The following is a 16,058-nucleotide window of genomic DNA, read 5'->3' as shown; positions in this document are numbered from 1 at the left end:
AAATATCTCTCAAATCCTCATTTCTCCGTGACCTCTGTGCCTGGAGTGGTTCGTTATTCCATGAATCTTTCGTAAGTCCTATTATAATTCAAATCAGCAAATTATCACCATTCTAGAGGTGAATCATGGTTCAAAAATTAACCAAATTCGTAAGCTTTGAGGAATTTATCCAATTTTATGCAGAAACAGGATCACTTTATGAATTACATAATGGAGAAATTGTAGAAATGAACCCACCAGTAGGAGATCATGAATTTGTAATTGGTTTTTTAGTTCGTAAGATATCAGGAGAATTAGATAGACTCAATCTTTCTTACCTCATACCTAAAACAACATTCATCAAAGCAGCAAAATCTGAATCTGCCTATTTGTCTGATATTTTGTTACTAAATCCTGCTAACTTACCTAATGAACCTTTGTGGAAAAAAGAATCAACCGTTACTCAAGCTGCTTCAGTTCCTTTAGTGATAGAAATTGTTAGCAGTAATTGGCAAAGCGATTATACTCATAAAACTAACGATTATGAATCAATGGGTATTCCTGAATATTGGATAGTTGATTATGGTGCTTTCGGTGGTAAAAGATTTATTGGTAATCCTAAACAACCAACTATTTCTATTTATTCTTTAGTTGATGATGAATACATAGTTAATCAATTTAGATGTGATGATTTAATTATATCGCCATTATTTCCAGAACTCAAATTAACACTTTCACAAATTTTACAAAATATATACAGCCTTTTCCGCTCTGATGAGGTACAAAGTTGAATCATGAAACTCTTGTGGTGCGGGCATCTTGCCCGCTAGATATGTACCTCATAACACCGGGAAGTGCTGTAAATACCGTAAGCATCAGATCCCCGACTTCTCAAAGAAGTTGGGGATCTGATCTAAATCTAAGAACAATATAAAGTATCTCTTGTCTCCCTACCCGTTGTGGGATTAGTACCTTTAGCTACGTTACATAGTTTATTTTGTTCATCTCGACGCAGTAGGACATCTGTAAAATCAGCACCATCAATTATAGCACCATCAAATTTAGCATTAGCGGCAAATGCGCCTTCTAGAATGGCGTTGGTTAAATTGGTTTTGATCAAACGTGCGGAATCTAATGTAGCATTAGTTAGATTAGCAGCCTGTAAATTTGCTGATTCTAAATTAGCAGCAAAAAAACTTACACCTGTTAAATTGGAGTTACTAAAATTACTGTAGCGCAGATTGGCTTTAGTAAAACTAGAGTCTCTTAAATCACGTCCAGAAAAATCAGCACTGATGAGAATTTCTTTGTTATATTCCAGTGCTACAGCAGGGGAGACAAAAGCGATGAAAACAGTGGTGGAAATCATCACCCAAAGTAATAAACTAAATATATTTGCCCAGTTCTGATGTCTATTATTCATGGTATTGTTATTCAATGGCTAATCCTTCTCCATTTAATTATGCAGATATTGGTAACATAGGTGAAGACCTAGTAGCCAAATGGTTACAATCTACAGGTTGGGAAATTTTGCACCGTCGCTTTTGGTGTCGCTGGGGAGAAATTGATATTATTGCCCAATATCAAGACACAACAGTGGCATTTATAGAAGTTAAAACGCGGAGTTCCGGTAATTGGGATCAATTGGGTAAAAACGCCATTACTCCCGAAAAACAAGCAAAACTCTGGCAAACGGCGGAAATATTTTTAAGTGAATATCCTGAAAAAGCTGATTATTATTGTCGCTTTGATATAGCCCTTGTCCATTATCAAGCTGCATCAAAAAAGGTCATAAAAAAGGCAGTTATTGAAGAAGTCTCTCTGGCTAGTTTATCGGTATCTGGATATAATTTTCAGCTGCAAGAATACATTCTGGCAGCTTTTGACCAATAAATAATATGAGACCAGAATTATTTTCCATTCTGTGATACTACACAAACAATTTTGAATTTTCAGTTTTAAATTGTTTAAGCCAGTGTTTCTGGACAGTAGCCTAAACCACGCACAAACTGTTGTCTAAATGCTTCAATTTCTTCTCTTTCAGGATTACCATGGGAAACAATTGCTACTTGATAACGACCCATTACGTCTACAGGGGTTTGTCCAGCTTCTAAACTCCACAGTGCCATTTGTACTCTCATTGGTGGTTGGTAGTTAATGCCTAATTCATTCAAAAATGCCCGAAAATCACCATCTTCCTGGGGTGAAAGCACTTCTCTAAATTTAATTCTGACTACCCAACCATTAATTTGATGAATTATACTAACAAAGGAAACCCCTGTTTCCTTTCTAGCGTGGAGGTGTTGAACGATTCTCAGTGTGAGACTGGCATTGGCCAAGCAATACAGGTATTCGCTCATGGTGTGAAGGATCAAAGCTAATTTTACCTCTCTATCTTCCCTAATCAAGCCCAGTTTCCGGTAGGGTAAAAGCCCCCGTTCTTCTATGGGGAGATTTACCCATTAATTCCCTTTAATGGAAATCAAGTAACAAATAGTATAAGCAAAATTGCAGAAAATGTCTAGTCTAGAAGTACAGGATGTGAATTTAGATTGTTCGTTATCTAGTTATGACTACGAACTTCCACCAATGCTAATTGCTCAAAACCCTGCTGTTCCTAGAGATAGTTCCAGGTTATTGGTTGTAAATTCTCTTGAAAATCCTCAAACTATACCAGTTTTTCATCATATTTTCCGTGATTTACCGGAATTGCTGCAACCGGGTGATTTGCTGGTAATGAATAATACGAAAGTGATTCCCGCTCGGTTGTACGGCTGTAAGTCTACTGGTGCAGAAGTCGAGGTGTTACTATTGGAAGAACGACAGCATAATTGCTGGTTGGCCTTAGTGAAACCTGGTAAGCGGTTTAAGATAGGCAGTGAAATTATTTTTACAGCGGTGGAGGAGGAAAATCAACAGACATTAAGGGCGACGGTGCTGGAATCAGATCCGCAAACCGGGGGGCGATTATTGCAGTTTGATTTGCCACCAGAAGTGCCTTTAGTGCAGGTATTAGGTAAATTTGGCGAAATTCCTCTCCCACCTTATATCACGGCTTCTACCGCCGCTAATGAACAGTATCAAACGGTGTATGCTCAGGAAGCAGGAGCGATCGCTGCGCCAACAGCAGGGCTACATTTTACACCAAAATTACTAGAAAGATTGCGGCTCTGTGGCATTAATCAAGCCTTTATTACTCTTCATGTCGGTGTCGGTACTTTTCGCCCAGTAGAAGTAGAAGATGTGACTACTCACGCCATGCACGAAGAATGGATAGAGGTTTCTGTTGATACCGTCGAGCAAATTCGGGCTACTCAAGCTGCGGGGGGACGCATTATTGCAGTGGGGACAACAGTGGTCAGAGCCTTGGAAGGAGCGGCGCAATTGGGGGATTTGCAGCCATTTATGGGGAAAACGAACTTATTTATTTATCCTGGCTATAAATGGCGAGTTGTGGAGGGTTTAATCACCAATTTTCATTTACCTCGTTCTAGTTTGTTAATGTTGGTTAGTGCTTTAATTGGTAGAGAAAGGTTACTAGATATTTACCAAGAAGCGATCGCCTCTGAATACCGCTTTTATTCTTTTGGGGATGCTATGTTGATATTACCCACAGATAAAAAGAAAAGCATAAAATTAGATTAACTATGATTAAGTTAGATTAAGTATCTGGTTGCTTCAAATTGGTAAACGATTAATATCTTTGTTGCAACCAATTACTACCATTGCAGAACCTTTTTCCAAACGTTTAGTTGGTTCAGGATTAATGATAAATTTACTATCATGACTTACGGCCAACATATTTAAACCATAACGGTTACGAAGTTGAAGTTCAGCAATAGTTTTTCCATGAAATTCATCAGGAACAATTAACTCCACAATGCTATTATCTGGGTCAAGATCAAATCTTTCTAAAATTCCTGGTTTAGTAAGTGTCCGTGCTAAAGTACAACCGGCTTCATATTCAGGAAATACTACATGATCTGCTCCCACTCGTTGTAATAATTTATGGTGAACTTCACTAGAGGCTTTTGCCACCACGTGAGGTACACCACCTTCTTTTACATTTAAAGTAGTAATAATACTTTCTTGAACGTAGTTACCAATGGCGACAATTACCGTATCAAATTCAAAAATTCCCGCTTCTTTTAGTGCTGCTGGTTCGGTTGAATCTAGTTGTAAAGCATGACCGACTATTTGCTCGTTTAAAGCCTCAGAAACTCGTTTTTCGTTAACATCTGTAGCTAATACTTGATAACCTAAATTATGCAATGTTGAACAAACAGAACGACCAAAACGACCTAACCCAATGACAGCAAATTGGTGATTGTCTTTACGTAAACTGCGAAGAAATTTTAATGATGAAAGATTCATGATTTCTTAATTGTTAGTTGTTAATTGTCAGTTGTCAGTTGTCGGTTGTCGGTTGTTGGTTGTTAGACTCTTTTATCCAACAAGTAAATTTTCTTCAGGATAATGAATTCTACTAGGACGAGGATCACCTAGTATGGATGACATTAATAGTAAGATACCAACTCGACCAATGTACATGGTGAGAATTAAAATTAATTTGGCTGCGGTAGAAACAGTAGCTGTAATACCTGTAGAAAGTCCCACTGTACCAAAGGCTGATACTACTTCAAAGAGAATCTGAATAAAGGGAAATTCCGGGTCAGTAATACTAATTAAAACCGTGGAAACAATCACAGTTGCTAATGAACCAAATACTACACCTACGGCTTTCAAAATTAATGATATGGCAATTTTGCGATTATATAATAATACCTCTTCTTTGCCTTGCAAAATTGCCTTTGTACAACTGGTAATCACTCGTAAAGTTGTGGTTTTAATTCCTCCTCCTGTACCTCCAGGACTTGCACCAATAAACATCAGCGCAATCATAATGAACAATCCAGCATTGGTCATTTTGCCAATGTCAATACTATTAAAACCAGCAGTTCTGGTGGTAACTGACTGAAACCAAGCGACTAATATTTTTCCGGTTAGATCTAATTTTCCAAAGGTGCTATTATTTCTAATTTCTATCATCAAAATAGCAATTGTTCCTAGCATTAATAATATTAATGTTGTGCTAGTAGCCACTTTAAAATCTAGGGAAAATATTAAACAACTATTTTTTCTGATCAAACGATTATTTTGATAAGTAAAGCTATCTCTTAACCACAAATACATATCCAAAATTACCTGATAACCAATACCTCCAAAAATAATTAATGTGCCAATTGTTAAAATCACTAAAGGAGAAGATTGATAACTGATTAAATTGTCTTTAAATAGACTAAAGCCAGCATTATTCCAAGCACTAACACTATGAAAAATTGCTAACCAAGTTCCTTCTTGCCAACCTTTTTCCGGGACAAAGGCTATCATTAGTAGTAATACTCCCGTGATTTCAAATAATAGGGTAGTTGCAATAATGGAACGGATAATTTGAGCGCTTCCACTCATACCTGGACGATCTAAAGCTTGTTGAATTGCTACTTTTTGTCGCAAATCAAATTTTCTGCCCATTAATAACATCAAAAATGTGGTAGTTGTCATATAACCCAAACCACCAATTTGGGCTAAAAGAGCAATAAACAATTGACCTAAAAAGGAAAAATCAGTACCAGTGTCTACCACAGCTAAACCTGTCACACAAACTGCGGAAGTTGAAGTAAATAATGCCACAATGGGATCATTCCAATTCCCGTTACCAGTAGAAAAAGGCAAGGTTAAGAGAATTGTTCCCAAGAGAATGACAGCGATAAACCCTAAACAAATTGTCCGAGCAACGGTCATAAATAATTAAAAATCAATTAAAAATCAATTAAAAATCAATTAAAAATCAAGAAGATTTGTGCATTTAGGTTATTTTTAAGATTCACAAGGTAGAATTGAGCAGTTACTCCCAGGCAAAAATATCCCTATCTAATTAAAAACATAGATGGTAGCCTACGAATAAGTTTTTTCTTTTCAATTTCTGATCATATTTTTACTAATCAAACCATGAGTCAAATACTTTACAAACAAATTCAGGAATTTTACGACGCTTCCTCCGGGTTGTGGGAGCAGATTTGGGGTGAACATATGCACCACGGTTATTATGGTGTAGATGGTAAACAGGTGAAAGAACGCCGTCAAGCACAAATTGATTTAATTGAAGAACTGCTAAAATGGGCAGATGTTCACGGTGCTAAAAATATCCTTGATGTGGGTTGTGGAATCGGTGGTAGTTCTTTATACTTAGCAGATAAATTTGGGGCTAATGCCACGGGAATTACATTGAGTCCTGTACAAGCCGCTAGAGCCATGGAAAGGTCTTTGGCAATGAATTTGAGTCAAAAGACTAGATTCATGGTGGCCAATGCCCAGGAGATGCCCTTTGATGACGATTCTTTTGATTTGGTCTGGTCACTGGAAAGCGGTGAACATATGCCAGATAAAACTAAGTTTTTGCAAGAGTGCTATCGCGTGTTAAAACCGGGTGGAACTTTGATTATGGTGACATGGTGTCATCGGAATACGGATAAGTCAGCACTGACAGCGGATGAACAAAAGCACTTAGAGGACATTTACAGGGTCTATTGTTTACCTTATGTAATGTCTTTAGCGGAGTACGAAGCGATCGCTTGGCAATTACCATTAAATAATATTCGCACTGCTGATTGGTCAACCGCAGTTGCACCTTTTTGGAATGTAGTAATTGATTCAGCATTTACACCCCAAGCATTTATCGGTTTATTAATGGCGGGTTGGAGTACAATTCAAGGAGCATTATCTTTGGGGTTAATGCGTCGAGGTTATGAAACTGGGTTAGTTCGCTTTGGTTTATTACGCGGAACAAAGTAAGTCCAATTCTTTCAGATGGTGCAAATAAAAAAGAGCAAAAAATGAATCAATTTTATAAACAAAGTTCTGCTGTTTCTCCAAAAAGTTGGTTTTATTCTTTTTGGAAATTTTCCCGTCCTCATACGATTATGGGAACAAGTCTGAGTGTTTTGGGTTTATATTTAATTACCCTGGGTGTCACTTCTACAAGTTTTTCTGGTGTGCATATTGGCCAAATTTTAGCAACATGGATTGCTTGTATAAGTGGTAATATTTATATTGTTGGTTTGAATCAATTGGAGGATATTGATATTGATAAAATCAATAAACCTGATTTACCTTTAGCTGCGGGAGAATTTACGAAAGGACAAGGACAATTAATTGTTATTATTACTGGTATTTTGGCTTTGGCTGTAGCATGGCTAACTGGACCATTTTTAATGGCAATGGTAACAATAAGTTTAGCTATTGGTACGGCTTATTCTTTACCACCAATTCGGTTAAAACAGTTTCCTTTTTGGGCTGCTTTATGTATTTTTTCTGTGCGGGGAACGATTGTTAATTTAGGTTTGTTTTTGCATTTTAGCTGGGTATTGCAAAGAAGCCAAGGTATTCCCAGTGCAGTTTGGGCTTTAACTGTTTTTATCTTGGTATTTACATTTGCGATCGCAATTTTCAAAGATATTCCTGATATGGAAGGAGATAGAGTTTATAATATCACAACTTTTACTCTCCAACTTGGACAACAAAAAGTATTTAATCTGGCTCTTTGGGTATTAACTATCTGTTATGGAGGCATGATTTTAGTAGGATTATTTCATCTTGCGGAAGTTAATACTATTTTTGTTGTAATTACCCATACAATAACTTTAATTGTCTTATGGTGGCAAGGTGCAGGAGTTGATTTACAAGACAAAAAAGCCATTACTAATTTCTATCAATTTATCTGGAAATTGTTTTTCATTGAATATCTACTTTTTCCCGTCTCTTGTTTATTAGCTTAAAATTTAGCTTAAAATCATGTTAGAAACATTTTCTATTTCATCTACTTCATCTAATATTTTTGCAATTTTTGTAGTCATTGTTGGTCTGGCTATTCTTGGTTATTTGAGTATCAAAACATTGATTACTTCTAATTTATTTCAGCAAGGTATCAATTTTTATCAAGCCAAAGATTTTGAAAATGCCGAAATAGCTTTGAGAAAAGTTATTGCTATCAATTCTACCAATGACATGGTACGTTTGTTGTTAGGAGATATTTTAAATGAAAAGGGACAAATTACCGCAGCCAAAGCGTTATTTTGTGAAGTAATTGATAGCAGTCCTAAAAATCCTGATGCTTATTTACGTTTAGCAAATATTCTCATGCAAGAACAACAAGAAGCAGCAGCGAAAGCTAATCTATTACAAGCAAAGGAATTATTGCAGAAACAGCGTCAACCAGAAAGGGCGAAAAAGGTTAGTGTTTTGTTAGATAAAATGATGGCTAAAAATATCTGATAGCAAAGCGTGGCGTAGCCATACTATGATTTTTAGGATTATTACAGTTGATTTGATTTATACTATGATTTGAGCTTGAAATTTCGTCGGGAGAAATATCAAAATGCTTCAGTCTATTGCAGCCAAGGATGTGACGCTACGGGAATTAAAGCAAAATTTTGGCATTCAAATCGTTCAAGATGCTACTTTTTTTCCTGAGTGGTTGGATGGGCTTGAGGCTTTGAACAAAGAAGAGCAACATTTATTAGATCGGGTGAAGGCTAATTTTTTAGAATTGATGGATGATCCCCCAATGCTAGAAAATACAGTGAAGATGGTGGTACTTGCGCCCTTGTTAGATTTAGCTGGTTTTTATCATAAACCCTTTAGGATTGAAACAGAAACGGGTGTGGCTTTAGAAATGGAGGATGAAGGAACGATTATTCGGGGGCGGATTGATGTTTTGGTGTTAAAAAATCGGCTTTGGTTGTTGGTAATTGAATCAAAACGGAGTGATTTTGCGGTGACACGCGCAATTCCTCAAGCTTTGGCTTATATGTTGGGTAATGAGGAAACTGTGCTACCAACCTTTGGCATGATTACCAATGGTAATGAGTTTTTATTTTTAAAGGTATTGGAACATAAATATGCTAATTCACGGCTGTTTTCTTTGGTAAATCCTGATAATGAGCTTTATAGTGTATTACAGGTATTAAAACGTTTGGGAACGGAGGCGATCGCCTTCAGTGAGACATAGGAATCGCTAATGGTTAAGAATATTTATTGCATCTTTATATCCTATCTTCCGGGATTATATTGGTAAAAAAATTCTTCAGAATCCATTTTTTGTTGGTTTTCACAGATACTTAATCGTTTTGCAACCGCAACTAAAGCATCTAATGGTGATGTATAAGGTATGTGAAGAAAAGTAAAATCACTCAAAACTCTGTTCCTGTTCCCAGTTAAGAGTTCCCTGTTCCCTTGCCCCAACGACAATTTTTAACGCCCACCTACTTATCAAAAACATTAAAAATTAAACCATCCCTTTATTTATTTACTTCCTTATTATCCCTTCTCACAAATTGTTGAAAATCTTCTATGGTTGGTTCTTCTAATTGATATTTTTCAGTAGTGTAATCTCCATAACCTACTTCAAATTGTTGAATAAAGCGTAACATTCCTACAACTCCCAAGGATTCAATTAATGCTTGATATCCTTGTTGTCTAATTTCTGTTAGTTTCATCTGTTTCCTCCTGTAAAATGTTCATTAACCAAACAACGGGGTTTTCTACTTTAATGGTAATCAAATCTGGATACTTTTTAGCTTTTCTTAATAATCTGTCATCGGTGGTTAAAAATATATCCAGATTATAGGTTTGACTAAAAGCTAAGTGTAAAGCATCATAAAGTTTAAATCCCAGTTTAACTAAGTCTGAGGCTAATGATTCTATTATGTCATTTGTTTGCAGATAATTAGTAGCAATGGATAGGATAGCTTCTAGTTGTTCTTTTTTGAAGAGGTCTGAATTTTTCGCTAGTTCAAATTGCAGTGCATCGCTGTTTACTAATGTCCATTTTTTTTGCTCGCATTGTTCTAAAATGGAGAGCATAGCTTCTGCTTCTAATTTAACCCTAGACTGTTGTAAGTCATCTAAGGAACGACATAAACAACAAATATCAGCATAAATTAAGTAGTTTTTACTCATCGTTTTCCACTTTCTTCAATTATCTGAATCTCTTCTTCTATTAATCCATACAATTTATACACTATCTCATCTATCTAGTTTCAACGATAAAATTTTTCAAAAATATCTTAAGTCCAACTATAAAGCAAGTATCTTTACAAATCTTTGCATCGTGTCCCATTTTGCGCGTATCCCGGCTAGACCCCATGAACAGTATAACCCACATTCCGCACCCCCAGGTGTCACAATCGGTAATTATGGCTAACGCCACGCTCCGCTATCGGATTTTTGAATACTTTTGAGGATAATTTTTATACAAAATAGTCTAAATCTTAGGTGGCGATAGCTTCGCTCGCCGCAGGCATCGCCAATCTCAAATCCCCAAACGACCATTTTTCGTTGTGTGACAGTTCAGGGTGCGGAATGTGGGATAAATAACTAATTTTCTATAAAACTAATTTTCTATAAATAATCTCCTTTTTAACCTATCTTCCGCAGATCCTATGATTAAGGTTTTGTTACATAGTTATAAATTTTCCCGCCTACTTACTTAATAGTCCATTTGCTTCTTTTAGAACTTGAGAGATTTCAGGTTTATCCGCAGCAATCACATCATCTGGTAAATGTTTATGATAGGGAAAGTTTGGTAGATTAGGAAAGTGAGGGGTGCTATCATAACGAAAAATTAGGTAATTATGTTCGTTTTGAAAATGGTAACGGTAATCGAGAAATTGTAATTGATTGTTTGCGACTACGATAGCTTCGTTTATTTCTAGCAAATGTGTTTGATGGAAACGCAATCGAATTTTGATATTAGCTCGGTTGGGAGTTAAAATTTCCTCTTCGTAACGTTCGACATAAACATTACTGTACATAAGAACTACCTGCTCAACTTGATTGAGGTAATCAGATAGAATATTAGGCAGCATAGTTAAATCTTTGATCTAGTTCCTGACGTAAAGCAAGGTAATGACGGTAATCATTTGCCCATTCTATAAATAGGGCATCATCTGATAATATACCTTGATTATATTGGTAAAAAAATTCTTCAGAATCCATTTTTTGTTGGTTTTCATAGATACTCAACCGTTTTGCAACCGCAACTAAAGCATCTAATGGTGATGTGTATTGAATAGTTTGTTTACGCATTGTCTTTTTCAATTATGGATATAAATTTAAAATAACATAACCTCAAAATATAATACAGCAAGTAGCTTTGAGTGAAGTACACTTTGTGCGGGCAAGATGCCCGCACCACAAGAGTTTTATCATTAATATCTGTACTTCATAATACCGGGAACTGCTGTAATTATAGGAAATGTTGGGTTTCCTGGTGTCAACCGAACCTACTTATTAAAAGCATTTGAAAGTGTAAAAAATTAAAGAATCCCTGCACCAGAAACTACCAACCGAAAACCGTTGTCTTTGTTCCTGCGGTCTCCACTATTGTAGCTGCGACTGGCCGAACGGCAATAAGAAGGATTGAGATACCACTGACCACCACGCAGCACACGGTTGTTATTGTTACTCATCCAAGCAATACTACTATTAGGCCAAATAGGCGCGTTTATATAGTTTTCATGCCAACCGTCTTCACACCACTCCCAGACATTTCCGTGCATATCATACAAACCAAAAGCATTAGGGGGAAATTTTCCTACTTCTGTGGTTTGTCCATACTTATTACGATGATTGACTAAATCGGTGGTAATGGTATCACCGAAGTAGTAGGGAGTTGTGGTATTAGCTCTACAAGCATATTCCCATTCAGCTTCACTGGGTAAGCGATATAATTTACCTGTAGCTTTACTTAGTCTGGCACAAAATTCCTGTGCGTCATGCCATGATACATTTTCAACTGGAAGATTTGCACCTTGGAAGTGTGAGGGTTTAGACCTTAAATCAATTTTCACCTTGGGTAAATCTGCTACCCTTTCCCATTGGGCTTGAGTAACAGGGTATTTTCCCATGTAAAATGGTTGAATGGTAACTTGATGTTGGGGTCTTTCTCTATCATATCCTACTCCTTCTGGTGAACCCATGAGGAATTTTCCCCCAGGTATTGCTACCATTTCTAAAATTACTCCTTTTCCTAGATTTTCGTTTTGTGTAGAAGAAATTGCTGGGTTAAATCTTGAAGAAATAGTATTGGGGATAAACCCCTGCAAAGAAATAGAAGAATTTTGTATTTGTGCTGATGTTGAAACTATCTGTTTTTCTAATGATGATAAAACCTCGTATGCTGACTGAAAACGATTAATCGGTAAATCCTGCAACATTTTATCTAAAACTATTTCCAACTCCTGACTGACAGAAACATATTGTTTCCATATCCACTGCATTCTCATGGAATCAAATAGTAAATCATCACCGTCAGCTTTCGGAAAATATCCTGTTAATAAACGAATACAAGTTACAGCTAAACTATAAAGATCACTATTAGGAAAAACCATCCCGCGCAATTGTTCCGGTGGTGCATATCCCGGCGTTCCCGTAATCGTCCCGACTCTAGTCAGAACACTTCCGCCAACTTCCTTAGAAACTCCAAAATCAATTAGGAATAAAGCACCATTTTGAGAAATTCTAATAATATTTTCTGGTTTAATATCTCTATGAATGACTTTGTTATCATGAACAAATTGTAAGATAGGTAATAATTCAACTAATATCTGTTTAACTTCTGATTCGCTGAATTTTCCTTTTTGTTGTAATTCATATAACAGATTTTTACCATCGATAAATTCCTGAATTAAATATAATCTTCCTTCTTGGGGAAAGAAAGCCAGTAAATCAGGAATATGTGAATGTTTCCCTAAATCTCGCAGTCGAAAAGCTTCTTGTTTAAATAACTCTGTCGCTTTTTCTAAAGCCGCACTTCCCGACTGTTGGGGTAAAAATTGCTTAATTACACAGGGAGTATCTAATCTTTGTTTGTCTACTGCTAAAAAGGTTCTCCCAAAGCCACCTTCACCAATTACCCGCACACTACGATACCGTTCTTGCAATATTAGTTTACTTCCACAATGTTGACAAAATATCGTGTCCGGTGGATTTTGCTGTAGACAGTCGGGGTTAAGACATTGACTCATAGATACTCGTTGGGGCTAATCGTTTGAGTATAATTATACAATATTTTCCATTTTTACCCCAAACCTAATTAATTCACCGCAAAATCACTATATTTTCTTCTGGTTGGTGAATGAAATGCTAAAACAATATCTTGTTTTGGTACTCCTAATTCTAATAAATCTTGAGCAATTCTTCTTTCAGTTCCATTGTGTTGTATCCAAATTTTACCATCTTTAATATCAATATGTAGCATGATTCCATGAATGCGTTTTTCTCCATTCCATCCCACAGTCATTAATTGATAATGATTATGTTCTTTATCAAGAATTACCTGTAATTCTACATCTCCATAGGATGGTTTATATTGACTATATTCTTTGAGAATACTTTCAATATAATGCCGATACTTTTCTAATTTATCCATTGAGATATTACCTCCTTGTCAATATTATAAACAATAATTTTTAACTGATAATCAATCATAGCTATCTGAATTATAATAAAATAACCTTTATTTAAGTAGATGAACGGAAAAAACCGACATAAGTAACGAAAAGTAAAGTTGCCAAAACCTCTTCTCTCTGTTCCCTGTTCCCTGTTCCCTGTTCCCTTAATTTTTAACGCCAACCTACTTAGGAGTAATTACTAAACATGATTATAAAAATGGGTAAAGTCTATCTTGTTGGTGCTGGACCTGGAGATGTGTCCTATTTAACAGTTAAAGCCTATCGTCTTTTACAAACTGCTCAAGTATTAGTCTATGATGCTTTAGTTGATAGTCAATTATTAGATTGTGTCCCTAGTAATTGTCTAAAAATAGATGTTGGTAAACGCGGTGGTCAACCTAGCACTTCCCAAACTGAAATTAACGATTTACTGGTAAAATATTGTTTAGAAGGTAAACAAGTTATTAGACTAAAATCAGGAGATCCTTTTATATTTGGTCGCTGTCTTTTAGAAATTACAGCTTTAAAAACAGCCGGTTGTGATTTTGAACTCATTCCCGGAATCTCTTCGGCATTAGCAGCACCATTATTAGCAGGAATTCCCCTCACAGATAACGTTCTTAGTCGTTGTTTTGCAGTCTGTACAGCCCATGAACCAGATACTTTAAACTGGGAAGCATTAGCAAGATTAGAAACCTTAGTAATTTTGATGGGAGGAAAAAATTTACCAGAAATAATCCATCAAATGATAAAATATGGAAAATCCTATTCTACACCCATTGCTATTATCCGTTGGGCTGGGACACCAAACCAACAAATCTGGACAGGAGAACTGGAAAATATCCTCCAGCAAACCGCTGGTTTATCTCTCTCTCCCGCAGTTATAGTTATTGGTGAAGTTGTGAGATTACGCGATTACCTGTAATCTACTAAGTAGGTTGGCTTTAAAAATTGTCGTTATGACAAGGGAACAGGGAACAGGGAACAGGGAACAGGGAACAGGGAAGAGGTTTTGGACAACTTTACTTTTCGTTACTTATGTCGGTTTTTTTCCGTTCACCTACTTATAATCTAAAAAAATCTCCTATTTGCGCGAAACCAAAAATTATTAATGCAACAACCGTGAATTACAATCTTTCTCCCCTCGCTGGTAAAACTATCTTAGTTACCCGTTCCGTCGGTCAATCAAATCAATTTAGCGATCGCTTAACCTCCGCAGGTGCTAAAGTAATAGAAATGCCAACTTTGGAAATTCGACCTCCTAGTAGTTGGGAAGCTTTAGATCAGGCAATTTTACATTTATCAACTTTCAATTGGCTAATTCTCACCTCTAGTAATGGGGTAGAATACTTTTTTCAAAGATTAGCAAAATCTGGTCAAAATCAAGATGCTTTATCTGGGGTAAAAATTGCTGTTGTTGGTGAAAAAACAGCCCAAAGTTTGCAAAAACAAAATATACAAGCGGATTTTATTCCTCCTGACTTTGTTGCTGATTCTTTAGTGGAAAATTTTCCTGAATTACTAACAGGTAAAAAGATATTATTTCCTAGGGTTGAAAGTGGTGGCAGAGAGGTGTTGGTTAAAGAATTAACGGCCAAAGGTGCGGAAGTAATTGAAGTTCCCGCTTATGAATCTTGCTGTCCTCAAAATATGCCAAGTGCGGCTGAATATGCGCTGGTTAATAATACCATAGATATCATTACTTTTGCGAGTTCTAAAACTGTTCTGTTTTTCTCCCAATTAACAGCACCTATTTTTACCTACAACCCGGAAATTTTGGCCAGGGTTTCTATAGCTTCCATTGGTCCCCAAACTTCAAAAACTTGTCGTTCTATCTTGGGAAGAGTGGATATTGAAGCGGAAGAATATACTTTAGAAGGTTTAACAAATGCTATTATTAAATATGTAATCAAAGAATAACGAACCACAGAGGCACAGAGATCACAGAGAGATTTATTTAATCACTAATGAATAAAAATTTAATTGGTTTAACTGGTGGTATTGCGACGGGTAAAAGTACAGTTGCTAATTATTTGGCTACAGGTTACAATTTACCGATTTTAGATGCAGATATTTATGCGAGAGATGCTGTGTCTTTTGGTTCTCCTATTCTATCAAAAATTGTAGGAAAATATGGTAAAGATATCATATTTAATGATGGTAGTTTAAATCGAGGAAAATTAGGAGAAGTTATCTTTAATGTTCCAGAGGAACGTCATTGGGTAGAAAGTTTAATTCATCCTTATGTTAGAAGTTGCTTTGATAAGGCTATTCAGGAATCATCTGCAAATACTTTAATTTTAGTGATTCCTCTATTATTTGAAGCGAATTTAGAAGGTCTAGTTAATCAAATTTGGGTTGTATCTTGTTCGGAACAACAACAACTAGAAAGATTAATGGCAAGAAATAATTTAACAGCAGAACAAGCAGCAGCAAGAATTAATAGTCAATTACCTATTGCTGAAAAAATCGCCCGTGCTGATGTAAATTTAGATAATTCCTCTAATTTAGAATCGCTTTTACAACAAATAGATATAGTGATAAAAAAGGGTATTTAGGGCTTGCTGA

General features: G+C 36.1%; 19 protein-coding genes and 1 pseudogene. 9 read left to right on the top strand and 11 right to left on the bottom strand.

The genetic code is table 11. The annotated features are described in order from the left end of the window. Window positions 1–125: 125 nt before the first annotated feature. A complete protein-coding gene (locus tag ACIR310F_RS0107825; RefSeq protein WP_028083347.1) occupies window positions 126–770 on the top strand; it encodes a Uma2 family endonuclease in 645 nt (214 codons plus the stop codon). A gap of 128 nt (window positions 771–898) precedes the next feature. Here the strand turns inward: ACIR310F_RS0107825 and ACIR310F_RS0107820 are convergent, their stop codons facing one another. Beyond that, window positions 899–1,402 carry a pentapeptide repeat-containing protein gene (locus tag ACIR310F_RS0107820; RefSeq protein WP_028083346.1) on the bottom strand — a complete coding sequence of 168 codons (504 nt, stop codon included), beginning with the start codon at window positions 1,400–1,402 and terminating at the stop codon, window positions 899–901. 14 nt (window positions 1,403–1,416) lie between these two features. On the opposite strand from ACIR310F_RS0107820, the gene ACIR310F_RS0107815 reads away from it, so the two are divergent. Further along, a complete protein-coding gene (locus tag ACIR310F_RS0107815; protein WP_028083345.1) occupies window positions 1,417–1,872 on the top strand; it encodes a YraN family protein in 456 nt (151 codons plus the stop codon). 74 nt (window positions 1,873–1,946) lie between these two features. On the opposite strand, the gene ACIR310F_RS0107810 is transcribed toward ACIR310F_RS0107815, so the two are convergent. Continuing rightward, the gene (locus ACIR310F_RS0107810) at window positions 1,947–2,339 is read right to left on the bottom strand and encodes a hypothetical protein (protein ID WP_035367755.1); all 393 of its coding nucleotides are present in this window, start codon (window positions 2,337–2,339) and stop codon (window positions 1,947–1,949) included. Between the two features lie 157 nt (window positions 2,340–2,496). On the opposite strand from ACIR310F_RS0107810, the gene queA reads away from it, so the two are divergent. Beyond that, window positions 2,497–3,624, top strand: a complete 1,128-nt coding sequence (gene queA, locus ACIR310F_RS0107805) for a tRNA preQ1(34) S-adenosylmethionine ribosyltransferase-isomerase QueA (protein WP_051289501.1) — start codon at window positions 2,497–2,499, stop codon at window positions 3,622–3,624. Between the two features lie 33 nt (window positions 3,625–3,657). Here the strand turns inward: queA and ACIR310F_RS0107800 are convergent, their stop codons facing one another. Both ACIR310F_RS0107800 and ACIR310F_RS0107795 read right to left on the bottom strand, forming a co-directional pair. Continuing rightward, complete coding sequence (locus ACIR310F_RS0107800; protein WP_028083342.1) at window positions 3,658–4,353, bottom strand: potassium channel family protein; 696 nt, start codon at window positions 4,351–4,353, stop codon at window positions 3,658–3,660. 72 nt (window positions 4,354–4,425) lie between these two features. Continuing rightward, window positions 4,426–5,781: a TrkH family potassium uptake protein gene (locus ACIR310F_RS0107795; protein WP_028083341.1), complete on the bottom strand. Its 1,356-nt coding sequence runs from the start codon at window positions 5,779–5,781 to the stop codon at window positions 4,426–4,428. A 207-nt stretch (window positions 5,782–5,988) separates the two neighbouring features. On the opposite strand from ACIR310F_RS0107795, the gene ACIR310F_RS0107790 reads away from it, so the two are divergent. The 4 genes from ACIR310F_RS0107790 (at window position 5,989) to ACIR310F_RS0107775 (ending at window position 9,046) form a co-directional block, all read left to right on the top strand. Further along, on the top strand, window positions 5,989–6,831 hold the full coding sequence (locus ACIR310F_RS0107790) for a methyltransferase domain-containing protein (protein ID WP_028083340.1): 843 nt from the start codon (window positions 5,989–5,991) through the stop codon (window positions 6,829–6,831). Window positions 6,832–6,872: 41 nt separating this feature from the next. Beyond that, on the top strand, window positions 6,873–7,814 hold the full coding sequence (locus tag ACIR310F_RS0107785) for a homogentisate phytyltransferase (RefSeq protein WP_028083339.1): 942 nt from the start codon (window positions 6,873–6,875) through the stop codon (window positions 7,812–7,814). Between the two features lie 16 nt (window positions 7,815–7,830). Next, window positions 7,831–8,310: a tetratricopeptide repeat protein gene (locus ACIR310F_RS0107780; RefSeq protein ID WP_028083338.1), complete on the top strand. Its 480-nt coding sequence runs from the start codon at window positions 7,831–7,833 to the stop codon at window positions 8,308–8,310. Window positions 8,311–8,413: 103 nt separating this feature from the next. Beyond that, on the top strand, window positions 8,414–9,046 hold the full coding sequence (locus tag ACIR310F_RS0107775; protein ID WP_028083337.1) for a type I restriction enzyme HsdR N-terminal domain-containing protein: 633 nt from the start codon (window positions 8,414–8,416) through the stop codon (window positions 9,044–9,046). A 289-nt stretch (window positions 9,047–9,335) separates the two neighbouring features. On the opposite strand, the gene ACIR310F_RS0107760 is transcribed toward ACIR310F_RS0107775, so the two are convergent. The 7 genes from ACIR310F_RS0107760 to ACIR310F_RS25375 form a co-directional block, all read right to left on the bottom strand. Then, window positions 9,336–9,533 carry a hypothetical protein gene (locus tag ACIR310F_RS0107760; RefSeq protein WP_028083336.1) on the bottom strand — a complete coding sequence of 66 codons (198 nt, stop codon included), beginning with the start codon at window positions 9,531–9,533 and terminating at the stop codon, window positions 9,336–9,338. Next, window positions 9,514–9,996, bottom strand: a complete 483-nt coding sequence (locus tag ACIR310F_RS0107755; RefSeq protein ID WP_028083335.1) for a PIN domain-containing protein — start codon at window positions 9,994–9,996, stop codon at window positions 9,514–9,516. The genes ACIR310F_RS0107760 and ACIR310F_RS0107755 overlap by 20 nt, the downstream gene beginning before the upstream one ends. A gap of 521 nt (window positions 9,997–10,517) precedes the next feature. Then, a complete protein-coding gene (gene tumE, locus ACIR310F_RS0107750; protein WP_028083334.1) occupies window positions 10,518–10,904 on the bottom strand; it encodes a toxin TumE in 387 nt (128 codons plus the stop codon). Continuing rightward, complete coding sequence (tumA, locus tag ACIR310F_RS0107745; RefSeq protein ID WP_028083333.1) at window positions 10,894–11,124, bottom strand: antitoxin TumA; 231 nt, start codon at window positions 11,122–11,124, stop codon at window positions 10,894–10,896. Before tumA ends, tumE begins: the two co-directional genes overlap by 11 nt. A 230-nt stretch (window positions 11,125–11,354) precedes the next feature. Then, window positions 11,355–13,064 (bottom strand): bifunctional serine/threonine-protein kinase/formylglycine-generating enzyme family protein, encoded by a 1,710-nt coding sequence (locus ACIR310F_RS0107740; RefSeq protein ID WP_028083332.1) that lies wholly within the window; start codon window positions 13,062–13,064, stop codon window positions 11,355–11,357. A 68-nt stretch (window positions 13,065–13,132) separates the two neighbouring features. Next, window positions 13,133–13,468: a XisI protein gene (locus ACIR310F_RS0107735; protein WP_028083331.1), complete on the bottom strand. Its 336-nt coding sequence runs from the start codon at window positions 13,466–13,468 to the stop codon at window positions 13,133–13,135. Beyond that, window positions 13,456–13,671 carry a PDDEXK family nuclease gene (locus tag ACIR310F_RS25375; protein WP_155963678.1) on the bottom strand — a complete coding sequence of 72 codons (216 nt, stop codon included), beginning with the start codon at window positions 13,669–13,671 and terminating at the stop codon, window positions 13,456–13,458. The genes ACIR310F_RS0107735 and ACIR310F_RS25375 overlap by 13 nt, the downstream gene beginning before the upstream one ends. A 24-nt stretch (window positions 13,672–13,695) precedes the next feature. Between ACIR310F_RS25375 and cobA the strand changes: the two are divergent. Together cobA and coaE are read left to right on the top strand one after the other, a co-directional pair. After that, window positions 13,696–15,410 (top strand): annotated as a pseudogene (cobA, locus tag ACIR310F_RS27565) (uroporphyrinogen-III C-methyltransferase). Window positions 15,411–15,457: 47 nt separating this feature from the next. Then, window positions 15,458–16,048: a dephospho-CoA kinase gene (coaE, locus tag ACIR310F_RS0107720; RefSeq protein WP_028083328.1), complete on the top strand. Its 591-nt coding sequence runs from the start codon at window positions 15,458–15,460 to the stop codon at window positions 16,046–16,048. Window positions 16,049–16,058 lie beyond the last annotated feature (10 nt).

This window comes from Dolichospermum circinale AWQC310F (assembly GCF_000426925.1).
GTDB classification, from domain to species: Bacteria; Cyanobacteriota; Cyanobacteriia; order Cyanobacteriales; family Nostocaceae; genus Dolichospermum; species Dolichospermum circinale.
This window is presented reverse-complemented; position numbering and strand designations above follow the sequence as displayed.

What these genes read in the sequence shown, in the direction of transcription:
- ACIR310F_RS0107825 (WP_028083347.1), top strand. Translation starts at nt 126, where the DNA reads ATGGTTCAAAAATTAACCAAATTCGTAAGCTTTGAGGAATTTATCCAA.
- ACIR310F_RS0107820 (WP_028083346.1), bottom strand. Translation starts at nt 1,402, where the DNA reads ATGAATAATAGACATCAGAACTGGGCAAATATATTTAGTTTATTACTT.
- ACIR310F_RS0107815 (WP_028083345.1), top strand. Translation starts at nt 1,417, where the DNA reads ATGGCTAATCCTTCTCCATTTAATTATGCAGATATTGGTAACATAGGT.
- ACIR310F_RS0107810 (WP_035367755.1), bottom strand. Translation starts at nt 2,339, where the DNA reads ATGAGCGAATACCTGTATTGCTTGGCCAATGCCAGTCTCACACTGAGA.
- queA (WP_051289501.1), top strand. Translation starts at nt 2,497, where the DNA reads ATGTCTAGTCTAGAAGTACAGGATGTGAATTTAGATTGTTCGTTATCT.
- ACIR310F_RS0107800 (WP_028083342.1), bottom strand. Translation starts at nt 4,353, where the DNA reads ATGAATCTTTCATCATTAAAATTTCTTCGCAGTTTACGTAAAGACAAT.
- ACIR310F_RS0107795 (WP_028083341.1), bottom strand. Translation starts at nt 5,781, where the DNA reads ATGACCGTTGCTCGGACAATTTGTTTAGGGTTTATCGCTGTCATTCTC.
- ACIR310F_RS0107790 (WP_028083340.1), top strand. Translation starts at nt 5,989, where the DNA reads ATGAGTCAAATACTTTACAAACAAATTCAGGAATTTTACGACGCTTCC.
- ACIR310F_RS0107785 (WP_028083339.1), top strand. Translation starts at nt 6,873, where the DNA reads ATGAATCAATTTTATAAACAAAGTTCTGCTGTTTCTCCAAAAAGTTGG.
- ACIR310F_RS0107780 (WP_028083338.1), top strand. Translation starts at nt 7,831, where the DNA reads ATGTTAGAAACATTTTCTATTTCATCTACTTCATCTAATATTTTTGCA.
- ACIR310F_RS0107775 (WP_028083337.1), top strand. Translation starts at nt 8,414, where the DNA reads ATGCTTCAGTCTATTGCAGCCAAGGATGTGACGCTACGGGAATTAAAG.
- ACIR310F_RS0107760 (WP_028083336.1), bottom strand. Translation starts at nt 9,533, where the DNA reads ATGAAACTAACAGAAATTAGACAACAAGGATATCAAGCATTAATTGAA.
- ACIR310F_RS0107755 (WP_028083335.1), bottom strand. Translation starts at nt 9,996, where the DNA reads ATGAGTAAAAACTACTTAATTTATGCTGATATTTGTTGTTTATGTCGT.
- tumE (WP_028083334.1), bottom strand. Translation starts at nt 10,904, where the DNA reads ATGCTGCCTAATATTCTATCTGATTACCTCAATCAAGTTGAGCAGGTA.
- tumA (WP_028083333.1), bottom strand. Translation starts at nt 11,124, where the DNA reads ATGCGTAAACAAACTATTCAATACACATCACCATTAGATGCTTTAGTT.
- ACIR310F_RS0107740 (WP_028083332.1), bottom strand. Translation starts at nt 13,064, where the DNA reads ATGAGTCAATGTCTTAACCCCGACTGTCTACAGCAAAATCCACCGGAC.
- ACIR310F_RS0107735 (WP_028083331.1), bottom strand. Translation starts at nt 13,468, where the DNA reads ATGGATAAATTAGAAAAGTATCGGCATTATATTGAAAGTATTCTCAAA.
- coaE (WP_028083328.1), top strand. Translation starts at nt 15,458, where the DNA reads ATGAATAAAAATTTAATTGGTTTAACTGGTGGTATTGCGACGGGTAAA.